Source organism: Desulfofundulus thermosubterraneus DSM 16057 (genome assembly GCF_900142025.1).
Classification (GTDB): domain Bacteria; phylum Bacillota; class Desulfotomaculia; order Desulfotomaculales; family Desulfovirgulaceae; genus Desulfofundulus; species Desulfofundulus thermosubterraneus.
The window spans coordinates 1-17,352 of sequence record NZ_FQZM01000025.1 but is presented as its reverse complement, the minus strand read 5'-3'; the positions used below and the strand labels follow the sequence as shown (position 1 = coordinate 17,352).

General features: G+C 56.4%; 20 protein-coding genes, 1 tRNA gene, 1 other RNA gene and 1 other annotated feature. Of the genes, 3 read left to right on the top strand and 19 right to left on the bottom strand.

Annotated features, from left to right (window positions below; all coding sequences use genetic code 11):
- Positions 1-46 precede the first annotated feature (46 nt).
- Together BUA65_RS10375 and metG are read right to left on the bottom strand one after the other, a co-directional pair.
- Complete coding sequence (locus tag BUA65_RS10375; protein ID WP_072869486.1) at positions 47-880, bottom strand: TatD family hydrolase; 834 nt, start codon at positions 878-880, stop codon at positions 47-49.
- Positions 881-889: 9 nt separating this feature from the next.
- The gene (gene metG, locus BUA65_RS10370) at positions 890-2,518 is read right to left on the bottom strand and encodes a methionine--tRNA ligase (RefSeq protein ID WP_072869485.1); all 1,629 of its coding nucleotides are present in this window, start codon (positions 2,516-2,518) and stop codon (positions 890-892) included.
- Positions 2,488-2,792 (bottom strand) — a binding site (T-box leader). It overlaps the preceding gene by 31 nt.
- 179 nt (positions 2,793-2,971) lie before the next feature.
- Here metG and BUA65_RS10365 point away from each other — a divergent pair.
- Positions 2,972-3,226 (top strand): AbrB/MazE/SpoVT family DNA-binding domain-containing protein, encoded by a 255-nt coding sequence (locus tag BUA65_RS10365; RefSeq protein ID WP_013821206.1) that lies wholly within the window; start codon positions 2,972-2,974, stop codon positions 3,224-3,226.
- A 79-nt stretch (positions 3,227-3,305) separates the two neighbouring features.
- On the opposite strand, the gene rsmI is transcribed toward BUA65_RS10365, so the two are convergent.
- The 6 genes from rsmI to BUA65_RS10335 are packed head-to-tail and all read right to left on the bottom strand — an operon-like array spanning position 3,306 to position 8,379.
- Complete coding sequence (rsmI, locus tag BUA65_RS10360) at positions 3,306-4,169, bottom strand: 16S rRNA (cytidine(1402)-2'-O)-methyltransferase (RefSeq protein WP_072869483.1); 864 nt, start codon at positions 4,167-4,169, stop codon at positions 3,306-3,308.
- Complete coding sequence (locus BUA65_RS10355) at positions 4,166-4,441, bottom strand: initiation control protein YabA (RefSeq protein WP_165613236.1); 276 nt, start codon at positions 4,439-4,441, stop codon at positions 4,166-4,168. The genes rsmI and BUA65_RS10355 overlap by 4 nt, the downstream gene beginning before the upstream one ends.
- Complete coding sequence (locus tag BUA65_RS10350; protein WP_072869480.1) at positions 4,362-5,288, bottom strand: PSP1 domain-containing protein; 927 nt, start codon at positions 5,286-5,288, stop codon at positions 4,362-4,364. The genes BUA65_RS10355 and BUA65_RS10350 overlap by 80 nt, the downstream gene beginning before the upstream one ends.
- A 47-nt stretch (positions 5,289-5,335) precedes the next feature.
- Positions 5,336-6,325 (bottom strand): DNA polymerase III subunit delta', encoded by a 990-nt coding sequence (gene holB / locus BUA65_RS10345; protein ID WP_072869478.1) that lies wholly within the window; start codon positions 6,323-6,325, stop codon positions 5,336-5,338.
- Positions 6,326-6,937: a dTMP kinase gene (gene tmk, locus BUA65_RS10340; RefSeq protein WP_072869476.1), complete on the bottom strand. Its 612-nt coding sequence runs from the start codon at positions 6,935-6,937 to the stop codon at positions 6,326-6,328.
- Positions 6,934-8,379 carry an aminotransferase class I/II-fold pyridoxal phosphate-dependent enzyme gene (locus BUA65_RS10335; protein ID WP_072869475.1) on the bottom strand — a complete coding sequence of 482 codons (1,446 nt, stop codon included), beginning with the start codon at positions 8,377-8,379 and terminating at the stop codon, positions 6,934-6,936. The genes tmk and BUA65_RS10335 overlap by 4 nt, the downstream gene beginning before the upstream one ends.
- Before the next feature lie 160 nt (positions 8,380-8,539).
- Here BUA65_RS10335 and BUA65_RS10330 point away from each other — a divergent pair, with 160 nt between their 5' ends.
- Positions 8,540-8,764, top strand: a complete 225-nt coding sequence (locus tag BUA65_RS10330) for a hypothetical protein (protein ID WP_072869473.1) — start codon at positions 8,540-8,542, stop codon at positions 8,762-8,764.
- 173 nt (positions 8,765-8,937) lie between these two features.
- On the opposite strand, the gene BUA65_RS10325 is transcribed toward BUA65_RS10330, so the two are convergent.
- The 11 genes from BUA65_RS10325 to BUA65_RS10275 all read right to left on the bottom strand — a co-directional run bounded on the left by BUA65_RS10325 (position 8,938) and on the right by BUA65_RS10275 (position 16,553).
- Positions 8,938-9,198, bottom strand: a complete 261-nt coding sequence (locus tag BUA65_RS10325) for a 4Fe-4S dicluster domain-containing protein (protein WP_072869472.1) — start codon at positions 9,196-9,198, stop codon at positions 8,938-8,940.
- Positions 9,199-9,211: 13 nt separating this feature from the next.
- On the bottom strand, positions 9,212-9,778 hold the full coding sequence (locus BUA65_RS10320) for a 2-oxoacid:ferredoxin oxidoreductase subunit gamma family protein (protein WP_072869470.1): 567 nt from the start codon (positions 9,776-9,778) through the stop codon (positions 9,212-9,214).
- Positions 9,771-10,535: a thiamine pyrophosphate-dependent enzyme gene (locus BUA65_RS10315; RefSeq protein WP_072869468.1), complete on the bottom strand. Its 765-nt coding sequence runs from the start codon at positions 10,533-10,535 to the stop codon at positions 9,771-9,773. Before BUA65_RS10315 ends, BUA65_RS10320 begins: the two co-directional genes overlap by 8 nt.
- A gap of 30 nt (positions 10,536-10,565) precedes the next feature.
- Positions 10,566-11,654: a transketolase C-terminal domain-containing protein gene (locus BUA65_RS10310; RefSeq protein WP_072869467.1), complete on the bottom strand. Its 1,089-nt coding sequence runs from the start codon at positions 11,652-11,654 to the stop codon at positions 10,566-10,568.
- A 347-nt stretch (positions 11,655-12,001) separates the two neighbouring features.
- Complete coding sequence (locus BUA65_RS10305) at positions 12,002-12,676, bottom strand: hypothetical protein (RefSeq protein ID WP_072869465.1); 675 nt, start codon at positions 12,674-12,676, stop codon at positions 12,002-12,004.
- A 243-nt stretch (positions 12,677-12,919) separates the two neighbouring features.
- Entirely contained in the window at positions 12,920-13,183 is a 264-nt protein-coding gene (locus tag BUA65_RS10300) for a pro-sigmaK processing inhibitor BofA family protein (protein WP_072869464.1), read from the bottom strand.
- A 75-nt stretch (positions 13,184-13,258) separates the two neighbouring features.
- Entirely contained in the window at positions 13,259-13,858 is a 600-nt protein-coding gene (gene recR / locus BUA65_RS10295) for a recombination mediator RecR (RefSeq protein WP_072869463.1), read from the bottom strand.
- Positions 13,859-13,870: 12 nt separating this feature from the next.
- On the bottom strand, positions 13,871-14,188 hold the full coding sequence (locus tag BUA65_RS10290; protein WP_072869461.1) for a YbaB/EbfC family nucleoid-associated protein: 318 nt from the start codon (positions 14,186-14,188) through the stop codon (positions 13,871-13,873).
- Positions 14,189-14,208: 20 nt separating this feature from the next.
- Complete coding sequence (gene dnaX, locus BUA65_RS10285) at positions 14,209-15,948, bottom strand: DNA polymerase III subunit gamma/tau (protein ID WP_072869460.1); 1,740 nt, start codon at positions 15,946-15,948, stop codon at positions 14,209-14,211.
- A gap of 186 nt (positions 15,949-16,134) precedes the next feature.
- Positions 16,135-16,399, bottom strand: an RNA gene (ffs, locus tag BUA65_RS10280) — signal recognition particle sRNA large type.
- 59 nt (positions 16,400-16,458) lie between these two features.
- Positions 16,459-16,553 (bottom strand) — tRNA-Ser (locus tag BUA65_RS10275).
- A gap of 304 nt (positions 16,554-16,857) precedes the next feature.
- On the opposite strand from BUA65_RS10275, the gene BUA65_RS10270 reads away from it, so the two are divergent.
- Positions 16,858-17,352, top strand: a 495-nt coding sequence (locus BUA65_RS10270; RefSeq protein WP_072869459.1) for an IS607 family transposase, incomplete at its 3' end; no start/stop codon positions are given.

The window sequence follows — 17,352 nt, the reverse complement described above, 5'->3', positions numbered from 1 at the left end:
TTAACAGCCTTATACTATCCTCCCACCGGACCGGAGCTTTCCAGGGCTATAGAGGCGGAATGTCACGGGCCGGCGGCTTTGATGCGCAGCCGGCTTGTGCAACGGCTTCGGGCAGTCCAAACAGGCGCCGGGCATTGGCCGTGGTCGCCCGGGCCAGCTCTTCCAGGGTCACGCCCTTTAAGGCGGCTATTTCCTCCGCCACATAGCGAACATAGGCCGGCTCGTTGCGCTTCCCCCGCCGGGCCTGGGGGGTGAGGTAAGGAGCGTCGGTTTCCACCAGCAGGCGCGAAAGATCCACCCGGGCGGCCACCTCTTTGGACCGGCGGGCATTGGGATAGGTCACCGGCCCGGCAAAGGAGATGTAAAGGCCCATGGCCATACATTCCCTGGCCATTTCCCAGCTGCCAGCAAAACAGTGCATTACTCCCCCGGCCGGCCCAACACCGTCCCTGCGCAGGATGTCCAAAATATCCCCGTGGGCGTCCCGGTCGTGGATGATCACCGGCAGGCCCACTTCCCGGGCCAGGGCCAGCTGCTCCCGGAAAACCCTTTGCTGCACGTCCCGCGGGCTCAAGTCCCGGTAATAGTCCAGGCCGATTTCCCCGATGGCCACCACACCCCGCCGGCGGCACATTTCCCGCAGCTGGGCCAGGTAATCCTCCGGGACCCCCCCGGCATCGTGGGGATGGATGCCCACGGCGGCAAATATAAAGGGATATTTGGCAGCTAGATCTATGGACCGGGCGGAGGAAGGCAGATCGTAACCGGCATTGATTATCTGCACCACGCCGGCCTTTTGGGCCCGGTCCAGCATTTCTTCCCGGTCGGCTTCAAATTTGCGGTCGTCCAGGTGGGCGTGGCTGTCAATCAGGTTAATCATGCTAACCCCCTACTTATCCTTTTCCAGGGTCTTCAGATCAATGCGCGGGAAGAGGGCTTCGCCCCGCCGCACCTTGATTCCCGCCGGCAGGCGTCCCCAGCTCAAGGACTCCCAGGTATGGAGCCCGGGTTGGTCGGCAATGCCCAGCTGGGACCAGATCCGGCCGGGAGTATTGGGCATAAAGGCGGTGATCAACACGCCGATAAAGCGCACGCTTTCCGCCAGGTTGTAGAGTACGGTGTTCAGGCGTTCCCGGCGGACGGGATCCCGGTTCAAAACCCAGGGTTCAGTTTCGTCGACGTACTTATTGGCCCGATTGACCAGCTTCCAAATAGCGCCCAGGGCGCTGGACAGCTCCCGGCGGTCTATCAGCTCCTCCACCGCCGCGGGGGTTTGTTCGGCCAGTTCAATTAGTTCCCGGTCCACGCCTTCCACCGACCCGGGCTGTGGCAGCACGCCGCCGGAATATTTTTCGATCATACCCAGGGTGCGGCTGACCAGGTTCCCCAGGTCGTTGGCCAGGTCGATGTTAATGCGCTGTACCAGGGATTCCTCGGAGTAATAGGCATCGGCACCAAACGGCATCTCCCGAAGCAGGTAGTAGCGGATGGCATCCACCCCGTACTTGTCAATCAGGACCAGGGGGTCCACCACGTTGCCCTTGGATTTGCTCATCTTTCCGCTCTCCAGCAGGAGCCACCCGTGTCCCACCACCTGCCGGGGCAAATCTATGCCGGCGGCCATAAGGATAATGGGCCAGATGATGCTATGGAAGCGTACGATGTCCTTGCCCACCAGGTGGACGTCGGCCGGCCAGAACTTGCGGAAAAGGCTGTCGTCCTCGCTGCCGTAGCCCAGGGCTGAGATGTAGTTGGTCAGGGCGTCCACCCAGACGTAGATCACGTGCTTGGGATCGAAGGGTACCGGGATGCCCCAGTCGAAGGTTGTGCGGGAAACGCACAAATCTTCCAGACCACTTTTGATAAAGCTGATCATTTCGTTGCGCCGGGAGACGGGCTGGATGAAATGGGGATTTTCCTCGATGTACTGCAGCAGCCGGCCGGCATACCTGGACAGGCGGAAGAAGTAGCTCTCCTCCCGCACCAGTTCCACCGGGCGGCCGCAGTCCGGGCAGTTGCCCTCCTCCAGCCGGCTTTCCGTCCAGAAGGTTTCGCAGGGAGTGCAGTACCAGCCCTCGTAGCTGGCCTTGTAAATATCCCCCTGGTCGTAAAGCTTCTGGAAAATGGCCTGGACCACCCGCTTGTGCCTTTCCTCGGTGGTGCGGATGAAGTCGTCATAGCTGATGTCCAGTTTTTGCCACAGATGTTTGAACCCGGCCACAATCCTGTCCACATATTCCTGGGGAGTCATACCTTTTGCCCGGGCAGTGCGCTCAATTTTCTGACCGTGCTCGTCGGAGCCGGTTAAAAACCTGACGTCGTAGCCGGTGAGGCGTTTGAACCGGGCCATGGCATCGGCGGCCACGGTGGTGTAGGCATGGCCGATATGCAGGTTGTCACTGGGGTAGTAAATTGGCGTAGTGATATAAAACGTTTTGCGCAAAAACTGATCCCTCCTTTGCTGCCATAAAAAAACCCCGTCCTTCTTTCCGGGACGGAGATCTTTCCGTGGTACCACCCAGATTCACCCCGGCCTCACGGTCCGGAGCCTCGGTCAGTACGGCCGCAAGGGCACAACCTTTGCGGCAATACTGCAAGCGTGGATAACGGGTGCTCAACCCCGGCCCCACCTACTGACCCTTCACTAAAAAGTGTACCCCTTTGGGCCTTGCAGGCGTTCAGCGGGCAGCTCCGGGGCCATGTTCAAACTGTCCTCCCCGGCGGGCTTTCACCTGACCCCCGCTCTCTGTACGGGTACCGGCAGTCCTACTCTTCCCCTTCATCACCTGTTCCCAACACCTAGATTGTATTGAAAAAAGCCTTGACTTGTCAAGTTTTCCCTTCACACGAAAAATTTATACAAAAAAAGCCAAAAACATATTGACTTTAACTGGGTATCTTGGTACCATTTACTTGTATGATAAACTAGTTTCTTGTCGATCTATGTAAATTTTAAGGGGAGGGAAAGACTTTGAAATCAACAGGTGTTGTCAGGAAGGTGGACGAGCTGGGAAGGGTGGTTATTCCCATTGAACTGCGGCGGACTCTGGGGATTGATGAAAAGGACGCCCTGGAGATCTACGTGGACAACGAAAAGATCATCCTCAAGAAGTACGAGCCCGGCTGCGTCTTCTGCGGCAATGCGGCGGAGGTACAGCTTTACCGCGGCAAGCTGGTATGCCGGAACTGTGCTGTGGAAATGTTTGAAAATGCCAAGGCCATGTAGGGAATCATAAAATTTAATCATGACCTTTAATGACCATGGCGAAGGGCCGGGGGGAGGAAATTTTTTCACCAACCGGCCCTTAAGAATTTCCTTCACCGTCCCGAACCACCCGGTTGTAAACGTCCCGCCGGGACATTCCCCGCAGCCGGGCCACTTCACGGATAGCTGCCTTTTTATCCAAACCCTGCACCTGGAGGAAAGCAACGTGCTCCTGTAGTGAAAGCCCCCGCCAGGGTTCATCCCGTGTACCCTCTGCCTCCCCTTCCCGGGCGCCGGCCACCACCAGCGTAAACTCACCCCGTGGAGAATGGAGGCGAAAGTGTTCCACCGCCTGGGGTAGCGTCCCCCGCCAGATTTCTTCATATTTTTTGGTCAGCTCCCTAGCTACGGCAATCTGCCGCTCTCCGAAAATATCCGCCATATCGGAAAGGCTTTCCAAAAGGCGGTGGGGGGCTTCGTAAAAAATAATGGTCCGCCTCTCTCCCTTTAACTCCTGGAGTTTGCGGCGCCGGGCACCGGCTGCCGCCGGAAGGAAACCCTCAAAACAAAAAGAAGAGGTGGGCAGACCAGAGGCCACCAGGGCGGCCAGGGCCGCGTTGGGTCCGGGCAGGGGCACCACTGGAATACCCTGGCTTATGGACAGGGAAACCAGTTCCTCCCCGGGGTCGGATATACCAGGCATGCCGGCATCGGAAACCAGGGCGATCCTATGGCCGGCCATCAGGAGGTTTAAAAGATGCCGGCCCATTTGCCGGCGGTTTTGTTCGCGGTAGCTGACCACTGGTTTGTGTATATCGTAATGGGCCAGGAGCTTTCTGGTGTGGCGAGTATCCTCGGCTGCAATCAAGTCCACTTCCCGCAGCACCCGTAAGACCCGCAGGGTAATATCCTCCAGGTTGCCAATGGGGGTGGCGCAGAGAAAGAGGACTCCCTGCTGGCTCACCTTCCCCCCTCCCGCTCCCTGTCCCAAAATGCTTCACAAAACAGACATTCCGTCGTCCGGATGCGGCCAAAGTGTACGTTGCAAATATGAAAACCCTGCTGGTAGAGGTCCCACAGGTTTTTCAGTCCTTCCCTGGCAGGGGTGCTGTCGCCTGCCTGCCCGTAGGCCCTGGCTAACTCCTCCCGCAATTTGTCATTTTCCTCCATCAAAAGGCGGATCTGCTTTTTGATTTTCTGCATGTCGCTCCCCAGTGCCTGGATCCTGGCTTCCATTTCCTTGAGCATTGCGGTCAGAGCTTGCACACTGGTCACCTCTCGTCTTGGTGATTACCTCGCTAAAAGAATACTCCTTGTTAAGCCTGGTTTCCTTTAATTCCACCGTCACGGTTTTGCGAAAAATGTTTACAGCCGTAACCCTGCCCTCTCCCTGGGGAGTCAACACGCGGGCGCCAATTTCGGGATGTTCCTCCTTGGCCTGCTCGTAAATCTCGTTTTCATACTTGAGGCAGCACATCAACCTCCCGCAAATGCCGGAAATCTTGGTCGGATTCAGGGAAAGATTCTGGTCCTTGGCCATGCGGATGGAAACGGAGGCAAAGTCGCACAACCAGGTGCTGCAGCATAATTCCCGCCCGCAGCAACCCAGGCCGCCCATCATCTTGGCTTCATCCCGCACTCCAATTTGCCGCAGTTCGATGCGGGTGCGGAAAACCGCGGCCAGATCCCTCACCAATTCCCGGAAATCAACCCGCCCCTCGGCGGTAAAGTAAAAAATGATCTTGTTTCCGTCATAGGTCTGCTCCACGTCCACAAGCTTCATAGGCAAACCGTGGGCGGCAATCTTTTCCAGGCAGATTTGAAAAGCCCGTTTTTCCTTTTGTTTGTTCGCGGCAATCTTCTCCAGATCTTCCCCGGTGGCCGGCCGGATGACCTTTTTTAAAGGTGCCACCACTTCTTCGTCCGGCACTTCGGTGGGCCCGATTACCACCTGCCCGTTTTCTATACCGCGGGCCGTTTCTACAATGACCGTATCGCCGGGTTTAAGCTGGTATTCCCCCGGGTCAAAGTAGTAGATTTTACCCGCCCGCCTGAACCTGACCCCTACAACCCGGTAGGGCATGTTTCCCCCTCCATTCAACCTCCTGGCCTGGGCGCCTCCTTGTTAAATCAGGCGGCACCAGCCAGACGCATAAAAAGCATTTCCAGTGCCAGTCTGGTATTAACGTTTGCCAAAAGGGAATCCCTGGTTCCTTCAATTTCCTTGATAATGTCCAGGAGCCGGGTGCGGCTGTACAAACGGGCCTCCCGGTCTATCAGGGAAAGGTGATCCTGGTTGAAAAGCAACCCGGGTGCCCCGGTTTCCCTCCACACCAGCAAATCCCGGTACCACAGCAGGAAAAGCTCCAGGTAAGCTAAAGCCAGCTCTTTATCTTCAGCCACCATAGCTGCCAGCCGGAAGGCCTCCGCAACGGAAGCACGACCCAACCCGGTGGCCAGATCCACCACCTTTTGCCGGAAGCCAAAATAGCCGCCATTCATACCGGCCAGCCGCACGACCCGTCCGGGGCATCCCCCGATAAGCCGGGCCAGCAGCTCCAACTCTTCCCGGGAAACGTCCGTTTCCCTTTTCAGGATACCGGCCACCTGTTCCGGAGGCAGCGGGTGAAAGGTGAAGATCTGGCAGCGGGAAAGGATTGTAGGCAGCAAAGCCTGGGGGCGGTCGGAAATTAAAATAAGCACCGTACCGGCCGGTGGTTCTTCCAGGGTCTTTAAAAGGCAGTTGGCCGCCTCCTGGGTCATCAGGTCAGCCTGTTCCACGAGAAAAATCTGCCGCTGCCCCTGGTAGGGGGACAAGGTAATGCGGCGCAACATCTCCCGTATTTGCCCGATCTTGATGGACGCCCCCTGGGGAGCAATCCGGTGCAGGTCGGGGTGGTTTTGTCCGGCTGCCTGCCGGCAATCCCGGCACTGACCGCAGGCATCCCCAAAGTCAGGCTGCCGGCACAGCAGGGCGGCCCCGAAGGCCAGGGCCGTGGTGGTTTTGCCCACGCCTTCCGGCCCGGCAAATAAATAGGCATGGCTGACCCTGTTTTGTTCCACCGCCCGGCACAGGGCGCGGATTATTTCGCCGTGTCCGATAATGTTCGACAGTTTCACCTAAAGCCTCTCCTCCACAGCCTTTAAGATCTGCCGGTGGAGTTCCTGGCAGTCCAGGCGTCCGTCCAGCACCAGGTAACGCTCGGGGGCCCTTTTTACGAGCTGGAGGTATCCCTGCCGCACACGATCAAAAAATTCCAGCCGCTCCCGCTCGATGCGATCCGCCCTGCCCGCCAGCCGGGCCAAAGCCCCGGCAGCCGGCATGTCCAGCAACACCGTCAGGTTCGCCACAAGCCTTCCCGTGGCCAGGGCGTTAAGCTGTTCCAATTCCTTTAAGTCGAGGCAACGCCCGTAGCCCTGATAAGCCAGGCTGGAATCCACAAAGCGATCGCTGATCACCACCCGGCCCCGGGCTAAAGCGGGGCGGATGGTGCGGGCCACCAGCTCGGCCCGGGCACCGGCGTAAAGCAGGGCCTCGGCCAGGGGGTTTAAACCGGCCAGTATCGGATCGAGCAAAAGGCTGCGAATCTTTTCCCCCACCGGAGTCCCCCCTGGTTCCCGGGTGAGCACCACCGGGTGCCCCCGCCGGGTCAGGGCCGCCGCTAAAAGCCGGGCCTGAGTAGTTTTGCCGGCACCGTCAATGCCTTCAAAAACGATAAAAAAACCTTTCAACAGACCACCACCCGCAAGCTCGCCAGCCCGGGATCTTCAGGGCCCTGTACGAGAAGTGACAGTTTCCTCACCCATTGTAGATATTCGACCATCTCCGGGCCAATCTCCTCCCCGGGGTAGAGCAGGGGAATGCCCGGCGGGGATACGTTCACCCATTCGGCACAGATGTGGCCGGCGCACTCCTCCAACGGCAGGGGGCGGCTGGGAGCCAACCAGGCCTGGCGGGGGGTAAGTCGCGCCAGTGGAAGCGGCGGCCGTTCGGGGCAGGCTCCAAGAGGTTGCCTCCCTCCCTCCCGGTGAACCATTTCCTGCAAACCGCGGACGAGGAGATCGCAGTCCCGGCGGGTGGTACCTATGCCAACCACCACCACCAGGTTATAGTAATCGGCCATTTCCACCTGTACCCGGTAATCCCGGGCCAGGATGCGGGCCGCCTGGTATCCCGTCAAACCCAGGAACCGTACGGAAACCACCAGCCGGGTGGGATCCAGGCCGTGTGCTCCCGGCCGGCCCAGGTGTTCTTCCCCCAGCAGGGTAATGCCGGGCAAGCGGGAGAGGATCTGCCTCACCTCCCGGGCCAGACCCACCGCCCGTTCCAGCATTTCCCTGCCCTTTGTGGCCAGCTGCCTGCGGGCGCCGTCCAGGGAGGCCAGCAGAAGATAAGAAGGGCTGCTGCTCTGCAAAAGGCTCAAAGCCCAGGCTGTTTTCCGGACATCCACCCGGTTTCCTTTGAGATGCAACAACGAGGATTGGGTAAGGGAACCACCCATCTTGTGCATACTCTGCACTGCGGCGTCCACGCCGCACTGCAACGCCGGCGGCGGCAGCCCCTCATAAAAAGGGAAGTGCACCCCGTGGGCCTCATCGGCCACTACAGGCTTGTTCACCCTGTGGGCCAGCCCCACCAGCCGCGGCAGGTCGCCCGTAATTCCATAATAGGTGGGGTGGATAACCAAAAGCCCCTTCGCCAGCGGGTGCTCTTCCAGGGCTCCGGCAACTGCCCGGGGAGTCAACCCGGCAGCTATACCGAACTCCTCCAGTATTACAGGTTCAAGGAAGACGGGCCTGGCCCCGGAAAAAATCAACCCCCCCAGCACGGCCCGGTGGGCGTTGCGGGGAAGCAGGACTTCCTCCCCCGGGCGGCACAGGGCCAGCAACAGCGCCGTTATACCCACCGTGCTCCCGTTAACCAGAAAAAAGGTTTGCCCGGCACCAAAAAGCTCTGCCGCCAGGGCCTGGGCCCGGGCAATCACCCCTTCGGGACGGTGCAGGTCATCCAGACCGGGCAACTCGGTAAGATCCAGCTGGAGGATTTCTTTGACCCCCTGCCACTCGGGAAAAACGGCTTCTCCCTGGCGGTGTGCGGGCACGTGCAGGTGGGCGTAATCCCGGGCACAATGGGCATAGAGTGCGGCCAACAGGGGCGCTTCCCGCTGGTTCATAAACCGTTTTCACCTTTTAACAAGTCAAAATTTTGGTTTAACAGCTTTATTTTAACATGAGTGCCCTTCGTCATAAAGCATTGCCATTACTTTAATCTTATATCCGGTCAAGGCGGCGGTCAAAATAAGTTTAAAGACAAAGAGAAAGGAGAGGCAACGGATGAGGGGTGATAAAATTGACGAAAAAAGCCTTTCCCGCAAGTATAAAACCAATGTTTCCCGCCTGATCCGGGCCTGGAAAAGGGGCCTTTCGGATATGGAAATTGCCGCCAGCACGGGTATCGACCCCGCTACCTTAAACAGAATCCGGGGCGATATCGAAATGGCCCACCGCCGCCTGCGCCTGGCCCGGAAAAAGGAATTAAACCGTCTGGTCTATCTTTAACCGTATCACCAAAACCCCATCCAGAACCATTGCCTGTATTCCTTCATAGTGTATAGCAACTTTTACTTGTTCAGATGTCCAAGGTATCCTTAAAAATTTTTTGACCAGCCCCGCCGTAAGGCGGTGCTGTTAAGATAAAGGCCCTTTCCCCATGGGGAAAGGGCCCTTGATTATTAACCGGCTTTTCTTTCTTCTTTCTTCTTGGTCACGTTAATGGCACAGTCAGGGCAAACTGTCTGGCAGATGCCGCAGGCAATGCACTCATCGTTTGGTTCAACCGAAGGAGTACCGTAAACTCCCAGGACATCCGACCAGGAAAGGCACTTCTTGGGGCACTTTTGCATACACAACCCACAGCCTTTGCACAGGCCGGGGAAGATCGTCCAGAAGCTTTTGGTGGTTTCTATGGTCCGGGCCTTAAAGTGCTGTGTCATTGCTTACCCCCCCTTAGATGGCTTGGGCCACAAGCTCCATGCCCCGCTCCAGGGCACGGAAGTTTAGTTCCCGCAACTTGGGGTTCTTTTCAAACTTGTAGCCAAGTTTTTTCTCAATGGCCTTTTTAGCCTCTTCTACGGAAATTACCCCGGTAGCCTTGATTACCGCTCCCATGATGACAATGTTGAATACCCGGGGGTGCAGTTCCTTCTTGGAAACATCTATGGCCGGGATAGGTAAAATCTTCCTCGCCTGGGTGGGCAGGGCATCGTCCACACCTTCAATGCTGGAATCGTAAACAAAGAGGGTCTGGGGGCCTACATACTGCCGGGTCCGGTGCACGGCCCGGTCGCTCAAGGCAATGACAATGTCCCCGGTCTGGAACTTGGGTGCGCCAATGGGTTCATCCCCGATTTGCAAATAGGCAATGGAAACGCCCCCGCGTTGCTCCACGCCGAAGTTAGGGATGTACAGGGCCTCGCGGCCTTCCTCGTTGGCCGCCTCGGCAATGATTTCCGCTACTGATTGGACCCCCTGACCACCTTCCCCGGCCAGAAGAATCTTCACCGCCTTAGCCATTTGCCTCACCCTCCTTCTGGCCGCCGGGCACTTTAATTTCGCCCACCTTGAAGTACTTGGGAAGTTCCTGTTCCACCATTTTCCAGGTCTCCTCGGCGTTGGTCCGCCAGTTTGTGGGGCAGGTGGAGAGGACCTCCACAAAGGAAAAACCGTTGCCCGCCATCTGATTTTCCAGGGCCTTTTTCAGGTAATTCTTTAACTGCCGCAGGTTGGCCACGGTACCCCGGGCCACATAGGCTCCCTCCCGGGTAATGGCGGCCACCATTTCCGGACCCTGGGTGGGATAACCGGTTTTTTCCGGATCCCGGCCGTAGGGTGTGGTTTCGGTCTTCTGGCCGGGCAGGGTGGTGGGCGCCATCTGGCCGCCGGTCATGCCGTACTGGGTATTGTTGACCAGAATCACGGTGATCTTTTCATTCCTTGCCGCAGCATTTACCAGGTGCTGCGAGCCAATGGCATAGCCGCCGCCGTCACCCATGTAAGCGATGCCGATGAGGTTGGGATTGGCCCGCTTTAAACCGGTGATCACCGGCGTGGTCCGGCCGTGATGGGTTTGTATGGTATCCACGTTGAAGAAGTCCCAGGCAAGCAAGGAACAGCCAATATCACAGCCAAAAACGGCCCGGTCCTGGATCCCCAATTCGTCAATGGCCTGACCCAGCGCCTTCAGCACCAGGCCGTGGCCGCAACCGGGACAAAATTTGTGGGGCTTGGTATCTACACGCCAGCTCTTGGGCATGGCAGGTTGCACAGACATCAAATATGGCCTCCTTTCCTTGTTTCGCCATTAACCGACAATCTCTTTCACGCGGCTGACCACATCTTCGGCAGTGATGCCTACACCGGGCTTGAAAAGATCCAGCATTTCCACGGGACATCCGAAAGCCGCTTCCTTCAAAAGCCTGGCCAACTGCCCCTGGGCCGATTCAACAACCAGGAATTGCCTGGCCTTGCTGGCCGTTTCCCGGATGGCTTCCACCGGAAGGGGACGCAGGGTGATAGGACGGAAGTAGCCAACCTTGATACCCGCTTCCCGCAGCTCTTTCACGGCGGCCTTACATGCCCGGGATACAACACCGTGGGAAACCACCACCAGGTCGGAATCCTCAAGACCAAAGGCTTCGTGCTCCGCTACTTCCGGGGCGATTTTCTGATAGTCCCTGAAGTACCCTTCCAACACCTCGTAGAGTTCTTCTTCTACGTTGTAGGTATTGCGCAGCTGTGTGGGAGGCCTGTCCACCCCGGGAACACCGGGCTTGCCAAAGTAAGGCTCGGCTTCTACCAGCTCAATGCCCCGGCTGGCGGGGTCGTAGATGGTCAGGGATTCCCTCATTTTCGCCTGGTAGCCGTCACCCAGAACAAAGGTGGGGAAACGATATTTCCAGGCCGTATTAAAGGCCTTGATGGTATAATCAAAGAGCTCCTGGTGGTTGGCAGTGGAGTAGACGATACGCAAGCCTTCGCCGTTGCCGCCCAGGGTGGTCATGGTCACTTCCTGCTGGGAGTAAATTACGGTGGCCGTGGAAGGACCGCCCCGCTGCTGGATTACCACTACCGTGGGCAGGCGCATGGCCTCAGCCATGGACATGGGTTCCTGCATCAAGGTGTTACCCGGTCCTGCCGTGGCCGTGAAGGCTTTGCGTCCCGCCAGCACTCCGCCGACGGTGGTAAAACCGGCGGAAAGCTCATCCTCCGTTTGCAGGAACTCGCGGCCATATTTGGGCGCCAGGCGGGTCCAGTAGTGCATGATTTCATTCTGAGGGGTAATCGGGTAACCGTACATGATCTCGGCGCCGGCCACCAGCGCAGCCCAGGCAACCACCTCATTACCGGTCATAAAGACCCGCTTTTCACCCTCAATTGGTTTATCAGGCATAAGAACCTACACCTCCTGAAAATCTCATCCCGTAAATGTTCAGTGAACCCGCTTGGGTGCGGCGCTGTCCTTGCTCACTCCAGTGCTTCGCGTAAGATGCGCACCACGGTTCGCTTCGGCCGCCCAGCACTCACTGAAAAAGCTGTACGAGGAAGACCAAATCTTCTCCTGCCTGTTGCATTAGCCTTGAAATGAGCATTTTTTGCCGGTGAGTGCCGGGTTCACCGGGTGCTGTTACCGGCGCTTCGCAAGTCGTTCGCTCCGGACAGTGCCGCACCCTCGTCAGTACGGTTTTGCTGAACATTCACTCTTGCCCTTAAGAAAAGCGCAAAAAGAGCTTTTCTTTTTCACCACAGGGTTTTGGTCATATAACGCTTGATGGGCCTCACCGGGTGGCCTGCCGCATCATGGGTGCCGATGACCCGGGCCAGCTCTTCCAGGACGGTAGTGGCCACCACGGGAATGCCCAGTTGCCTGGCAGCGTCGTTCACAATCCTTGCCCCTTCCTGGACAAATTCCACGGTAGTTTCATCACCCAGGTGGCTGTTGTTGATCAGGCCATCCACTCTTCCCAGGGACCGGACATATTCCACAATTTCTTCCACCGTACCGGTCATGGGCCGGCCTACGTTTACCACCGCGAAAATTTTTAAGTCAGGGTCGGTAGCCGCACCCTCCACAAGGTTTAAGGTTTTGGCTCCTTCCACGCCGTAGCCGATATCAAGGATTACGTCCCCGGGAAGCCTTAGGGCCCAACGATTGGCGGGGTGAAGAATGCTTCCCGTTTCTCCCAAACCCATCATTTCCCTGGTTTCCCAGGCCACTACATTCATCCCCATAGCAGTTAATTTTTTCTTGATCGGCCGCAGGGTATAGCAGGGCTCCACGATGTCCAGATCAACCAGGTTAACCCGCCGGCCACTGGAGGCTAGAAAAATAGCCCGGTTGACTGCCACTTCACTCTTGCCACTGGCATACTCTCCAATATAGGCTTCTACTATCCGGCCGGAAATACATCTCACCTCCGCCAAGTCGACGCGAAAATAAAAAATTTTAAAAACCCATATTTATTTTCTAAAAAGACTACAACAACATAAGAACGAAAACCGGGACAGTTGGGCCTACTGTCCCTAATTTTATTCATCTTTATTAATTTTATTTGTTTTATCACGACCCTTCAATCCGTATTTAGTATATTGCAAAAAGGACTCCACGTCAACACAAGTCAAAAATTGCAAAATTTACGCTTATCTAAAGTAAACTTTCTAAATAAAAAAGTAGTGCAACAGGATTAACAGGAGCACCCCGGGCACCTGGAGCAATCCGGCGGTGAGGAGAGTAACCGGGTTAACAGCGATCCTTAAGCCCAACTGTCCGAAGAAAATATTGAACATAAGCAATATAACTCCCCCCAGCAGGATATGGAGGATCAACTGTATGCTAAATTTAAAAACCTTGAACAAAACACCACCCATGAGAAATAAGCCCAGAAGCCCGAGGCCTATTAAAAAAATTAATCTTAATTCCATCAGCCCCACCCCTTTTGGCGGCAATCTTGTCCCACAGCATGTATATGGGGTGGGATGGAAAAATATGCTCACCTATTATAATTCCCGCCGGCCTTCCAGAGCCATGGCCAGGGTCATCTCGTCGGCATATTCCAGATGGGCGCCCACGGGCAAACCGTGGGCGATGCGGGTAACCTTTAAACCCAGGGGTTTGATTAGCTGGGCCAGGTAAAGGGCGGTTGCATCACCTTCAACGTCCGGATTGGTGGCCAGAATTACTTCTTTGATCTTTCCTTCGCCCAATCTGGCCAGAAGTTGCTTGATGGTCAGGTCGTCCGGACCCACCCCGGCCAGGGGGGAGATGGCTCCCTGCAGAACGTGGTAGAGCCCCCGGTAGCCCCGGGTTTTTTCCATGGCCACCACGTCCCGCGGTTCCTGGACCACGCAGACAAGGGTGGGGTCCCGCTCCGGGTCGGAGCAAATCTGGCAGACTTCCCGGTCGGTGAGGTTGGCGCAGACCGAACAATAGCGGACGTTATCGCGGGCGAAAACCAGGGCCCGGGCCAGGTTGTGGGCTACTTCCGGCGGAGCGTTCAAAAGGTGGAAGGCCAGGCGCTGGGCCGTTTTAGGACCGATGCCTGGTAGCTTGGCGAGCTCCTCAATCAGGCGGTTTGCCGGGCCGGAAAGATACCTCACCGGAGCTCACCCCTAAAAGAGGCCGGGGAGGTTTAGTCCGCCGGTCAACTTGCCCATTTCCCTGGTCACCATTTCCCGGGATTGATTGAGGGCGCTGTTTACGGCCGTGAGAACAAGCTCCGTCAACATTTCCACATCTTCCGGGTCCACTGCCTCGGGCTTTATTTCCAGAGCCACCAGTTCCTGCTTCCCGTTCACCACGGCCTTTACGGCTCCCCCTCCGGCAGTGGCCTCCACCGTCCGGTTGCCCAGTTCCTCCTGCAGGCGCATCATTTCTGCCTGCATTTTCTGGACCTGCTTTAGCATTTTGTTCATATTGGGACCCATCATGATTTGATCTCTCCTTTTGATTAATTGTTTTCTTCTATCTCTTCTCCCCCGAACAGCTGGATGGCCGTGGCGGCGTCAAGGTGCTCATTCGGCTCGTCCGGTTTCCTTTCTTCCGGGGGAGCGTTCCCGTACACTATGTTTACCCGCCAGGTTCCCGGGAATAAAACGGCCAGCGCCTCTTCCAGCACCCGGCGGTTTACCGCCGTGTCCAGCAAATTCTTGAACATGTCATCGAGGCCGAAGGCTATGGTTAAGCAACCCTCCTCAACCTGTTCCGGCCAGCTGTGGGTAAGATAATTGTATACTGGAACGCTCTTGCTGCGGACCAGATCCAGCACCTGCTGCCAGCGCTGCCTGATTTTGTCCAGAGTGATCCCGCCGTTGGCGCAAGCATTCCCGCTTTCGAGGGGAGCTTTTACGGCCTGAGTTGGCTGAACTTCTTCTGTGGCGGCTTGTTTTTTCCCCCGCCCTCCCGCAGCGGTGTTTTTTCTTGCCTGGGACCGTTCTGTGCTTGTGTCGCCCGTGTTGCCAGCCTTTAGTTCTTCCTCTGGCGGTCGGACATCTTTTGCAACAACATCTTTTTCCTCAACGAAACCATTCACGCAACCGGCTATCATCTGTTCCAGGCGCAACTCCAGCTGTTCCACCCGCCGGGCAAGGGCGGCCGGGGAACTGCCGCTTTCGGGACGGGTGGCTTCCACCAGGGCCACCTCCAGTAATATGCGGGGCTGGCTGGCCCATTTCATATCCTGCTCCACCCGGGTCAGCACCTGTAAAATGTGCAGCAATTGTTCCCGGGTGAATTCAGCGGCCCGTTCCAGCAAACGCTCCCTTTCCCCGGGAGCCAGAGCCAGCTCTTGCTGGGGGGAAACCCGGAGCAGCATGAGGTTGCGCAAATAAGCCGCCAGCCCCTGGACAAAGAGGCGCAGGTCTTTTCCTTCTGCTACCAGGGCGGCCACCAGGTGCAGCAGGCGGTCGGCCCGGCCGGCCGCCAGAGCCCGGGCTGCCTCATCCAGCAGGTCGTCCCGGACGGTACCCATAATCCGGTGCACATGGTCTACGGTGACAACCATGTTGCCATAGGCCGCCGCCTGATCCAGGATGCCCAGAGCGTCCCGCAGGCCGCCATCGGCAGCCCGGGCAATCAGGTATAAAGCCTCCTCTTCCACTTTAAAACCTGCACCGGCAGCTACCTCCCGCAAGCGGGCCAGCATATCCTCAAGGCCAATGGGATAAAAATCAAAACGCTGGCACCGGGATAAGATGGTCAGGGGAACTTTATGGGGCTCGGTGGTAGCCAGAACAAAAACCACATGGGCTGGCGGCTCCTCTAAAGTTTTCAACAGGGCATTAAAGGCTTCACTGGTCAGCATATGCACTTCGTCGATAATATAAACCCGGTAGCCGGCCATTGCCGGCGAAAATCTCACTTTTTCCCGCAGCTCCCGGATTTCATCGATGCCCCGGTGGGAGGCGGCATCTATTTCCACCACGTCCATGGACGTGCCCGCGCTAATCTCCCGGCAAACGGCACATTCGTTGCAGGGTTCGGACCCCTGGCGGGCAAGGCAATTCAATGCCTTGGCCAACACCTTGGCTGTGGTTGTTTTGCCCGTGCCCCGGGGACCGCAAAAAAGGTAGGCGTGGGCAACTCTCCCGGCCAGCAGGGCATTTTGCAACGTAAGGGTAACATGTTCCTGGCCGACTATTTCTTGAAAACGCCGGGGGCGCCACTTGCGGTAAAGGGCCTGGTAAGACATGGTAATTCACTCCACGGTGCTCATTTAAATTGCCATACGGCATGGCAGTAAGCATTTAATGAATCCGGTTATTGGATGCGCACACGCTTGGTGCATAAGCCTTACTACAAATTCGTCACCTTTTAATTAATTTCCTCTTTATAGAAAAAAAGAACTGCTTTTACGCAGTTCGCGAATTCTTGTTGGCCGTGCACCTGTCGTTGAATGGTGACTTCCGGGCGTTACCCCTGCAGGTAGCTCGGGTCAGGCACCCTTGCGGCACCCGGAGGGGCTTCCTTAGTGCTGCTTCCGCCAGGACCTGACACGGTTCAGAAGTCTCCGTCGCGCAAGACCCAACCGTCGTCACCCCTTACAGGGGCCAGACCCCACAAGCCACACCCGCGGACAGGAATTCGACCCCGCTACAGCGGTTTGCGGGTACAGGGCACCGCTACCTCCCCGTCTAGCACGGCCAATGCTTCCACAGGCCGTCGGCCGGCCCTGCCAAACCTGCGGCCAAAAACTTGACACTGGCGGAGAGAGTGGGATTCGAACCCACGAGACAGGCTTTGTACCCGTCTACTCGCTCTCCAGGCGAGCGCCTTCAACCACTCAGCCATCTCTCCACGCCATGACCGTGGCCTACTGCCGCTGGTACGCTATTCTTCTGTATAATTTATTATATTCATGCCGCACAAAAAACTCAAGAGGGGGGTACCTGGCAAAGGGTTTAAGGGTGCTAGCCGCCCGCTCTCCGCTTTTATATTTTACAACTATGGGCGGGTTTTTGCAAGCATTTTGCCGCCCCGGCTATAAGCAAAAAACAGTAAGAAAAACTCCAACGTCTGTTACCCGTTGTTTTCCTGATATAGTCCACAATTCTAACACCTTCTTGACAGTCTTTATCAAATTGGATATACTTTACTTACTATGAAAGCCAAAGAAGTAATGGAATTATTACGTATCAGCCGGAGCACCCTCAACAGGTTGCGGTGGGAAAATAAAATCAAAGTAAACAAACTACCCAACGGCTACTACGACTACGACGAAAAATCCGTTTATGAATACCTGCTAAAGACCACCGGCAAGCCTGTCAAGAGGAAAACCGTGCTCTACGCCAGGGTGTCCACAAATAAGCAAAAGAGAGATTTAGAAAATCAGCTAGAATTGTTGAAACAGTTCTGCCTCAACAACGGTTGGACAATTGATGGGATTTACAAAGACATTGCTTCCGCTTTAGATTTTGACAACCGGAAAGATTTTAACGAATTACTTAAAGAGATCCTCAACTACCGGATTGAAAAGGTCATCATCACTTACAAAGACAGGTTGACCAGGACCGGCTTCAATTTCTTCGAGAAGCTGTTCAGATCTTACGGCACGGAAATAATCGTCATCAACAACTACACCAACGAAAAATCCGAT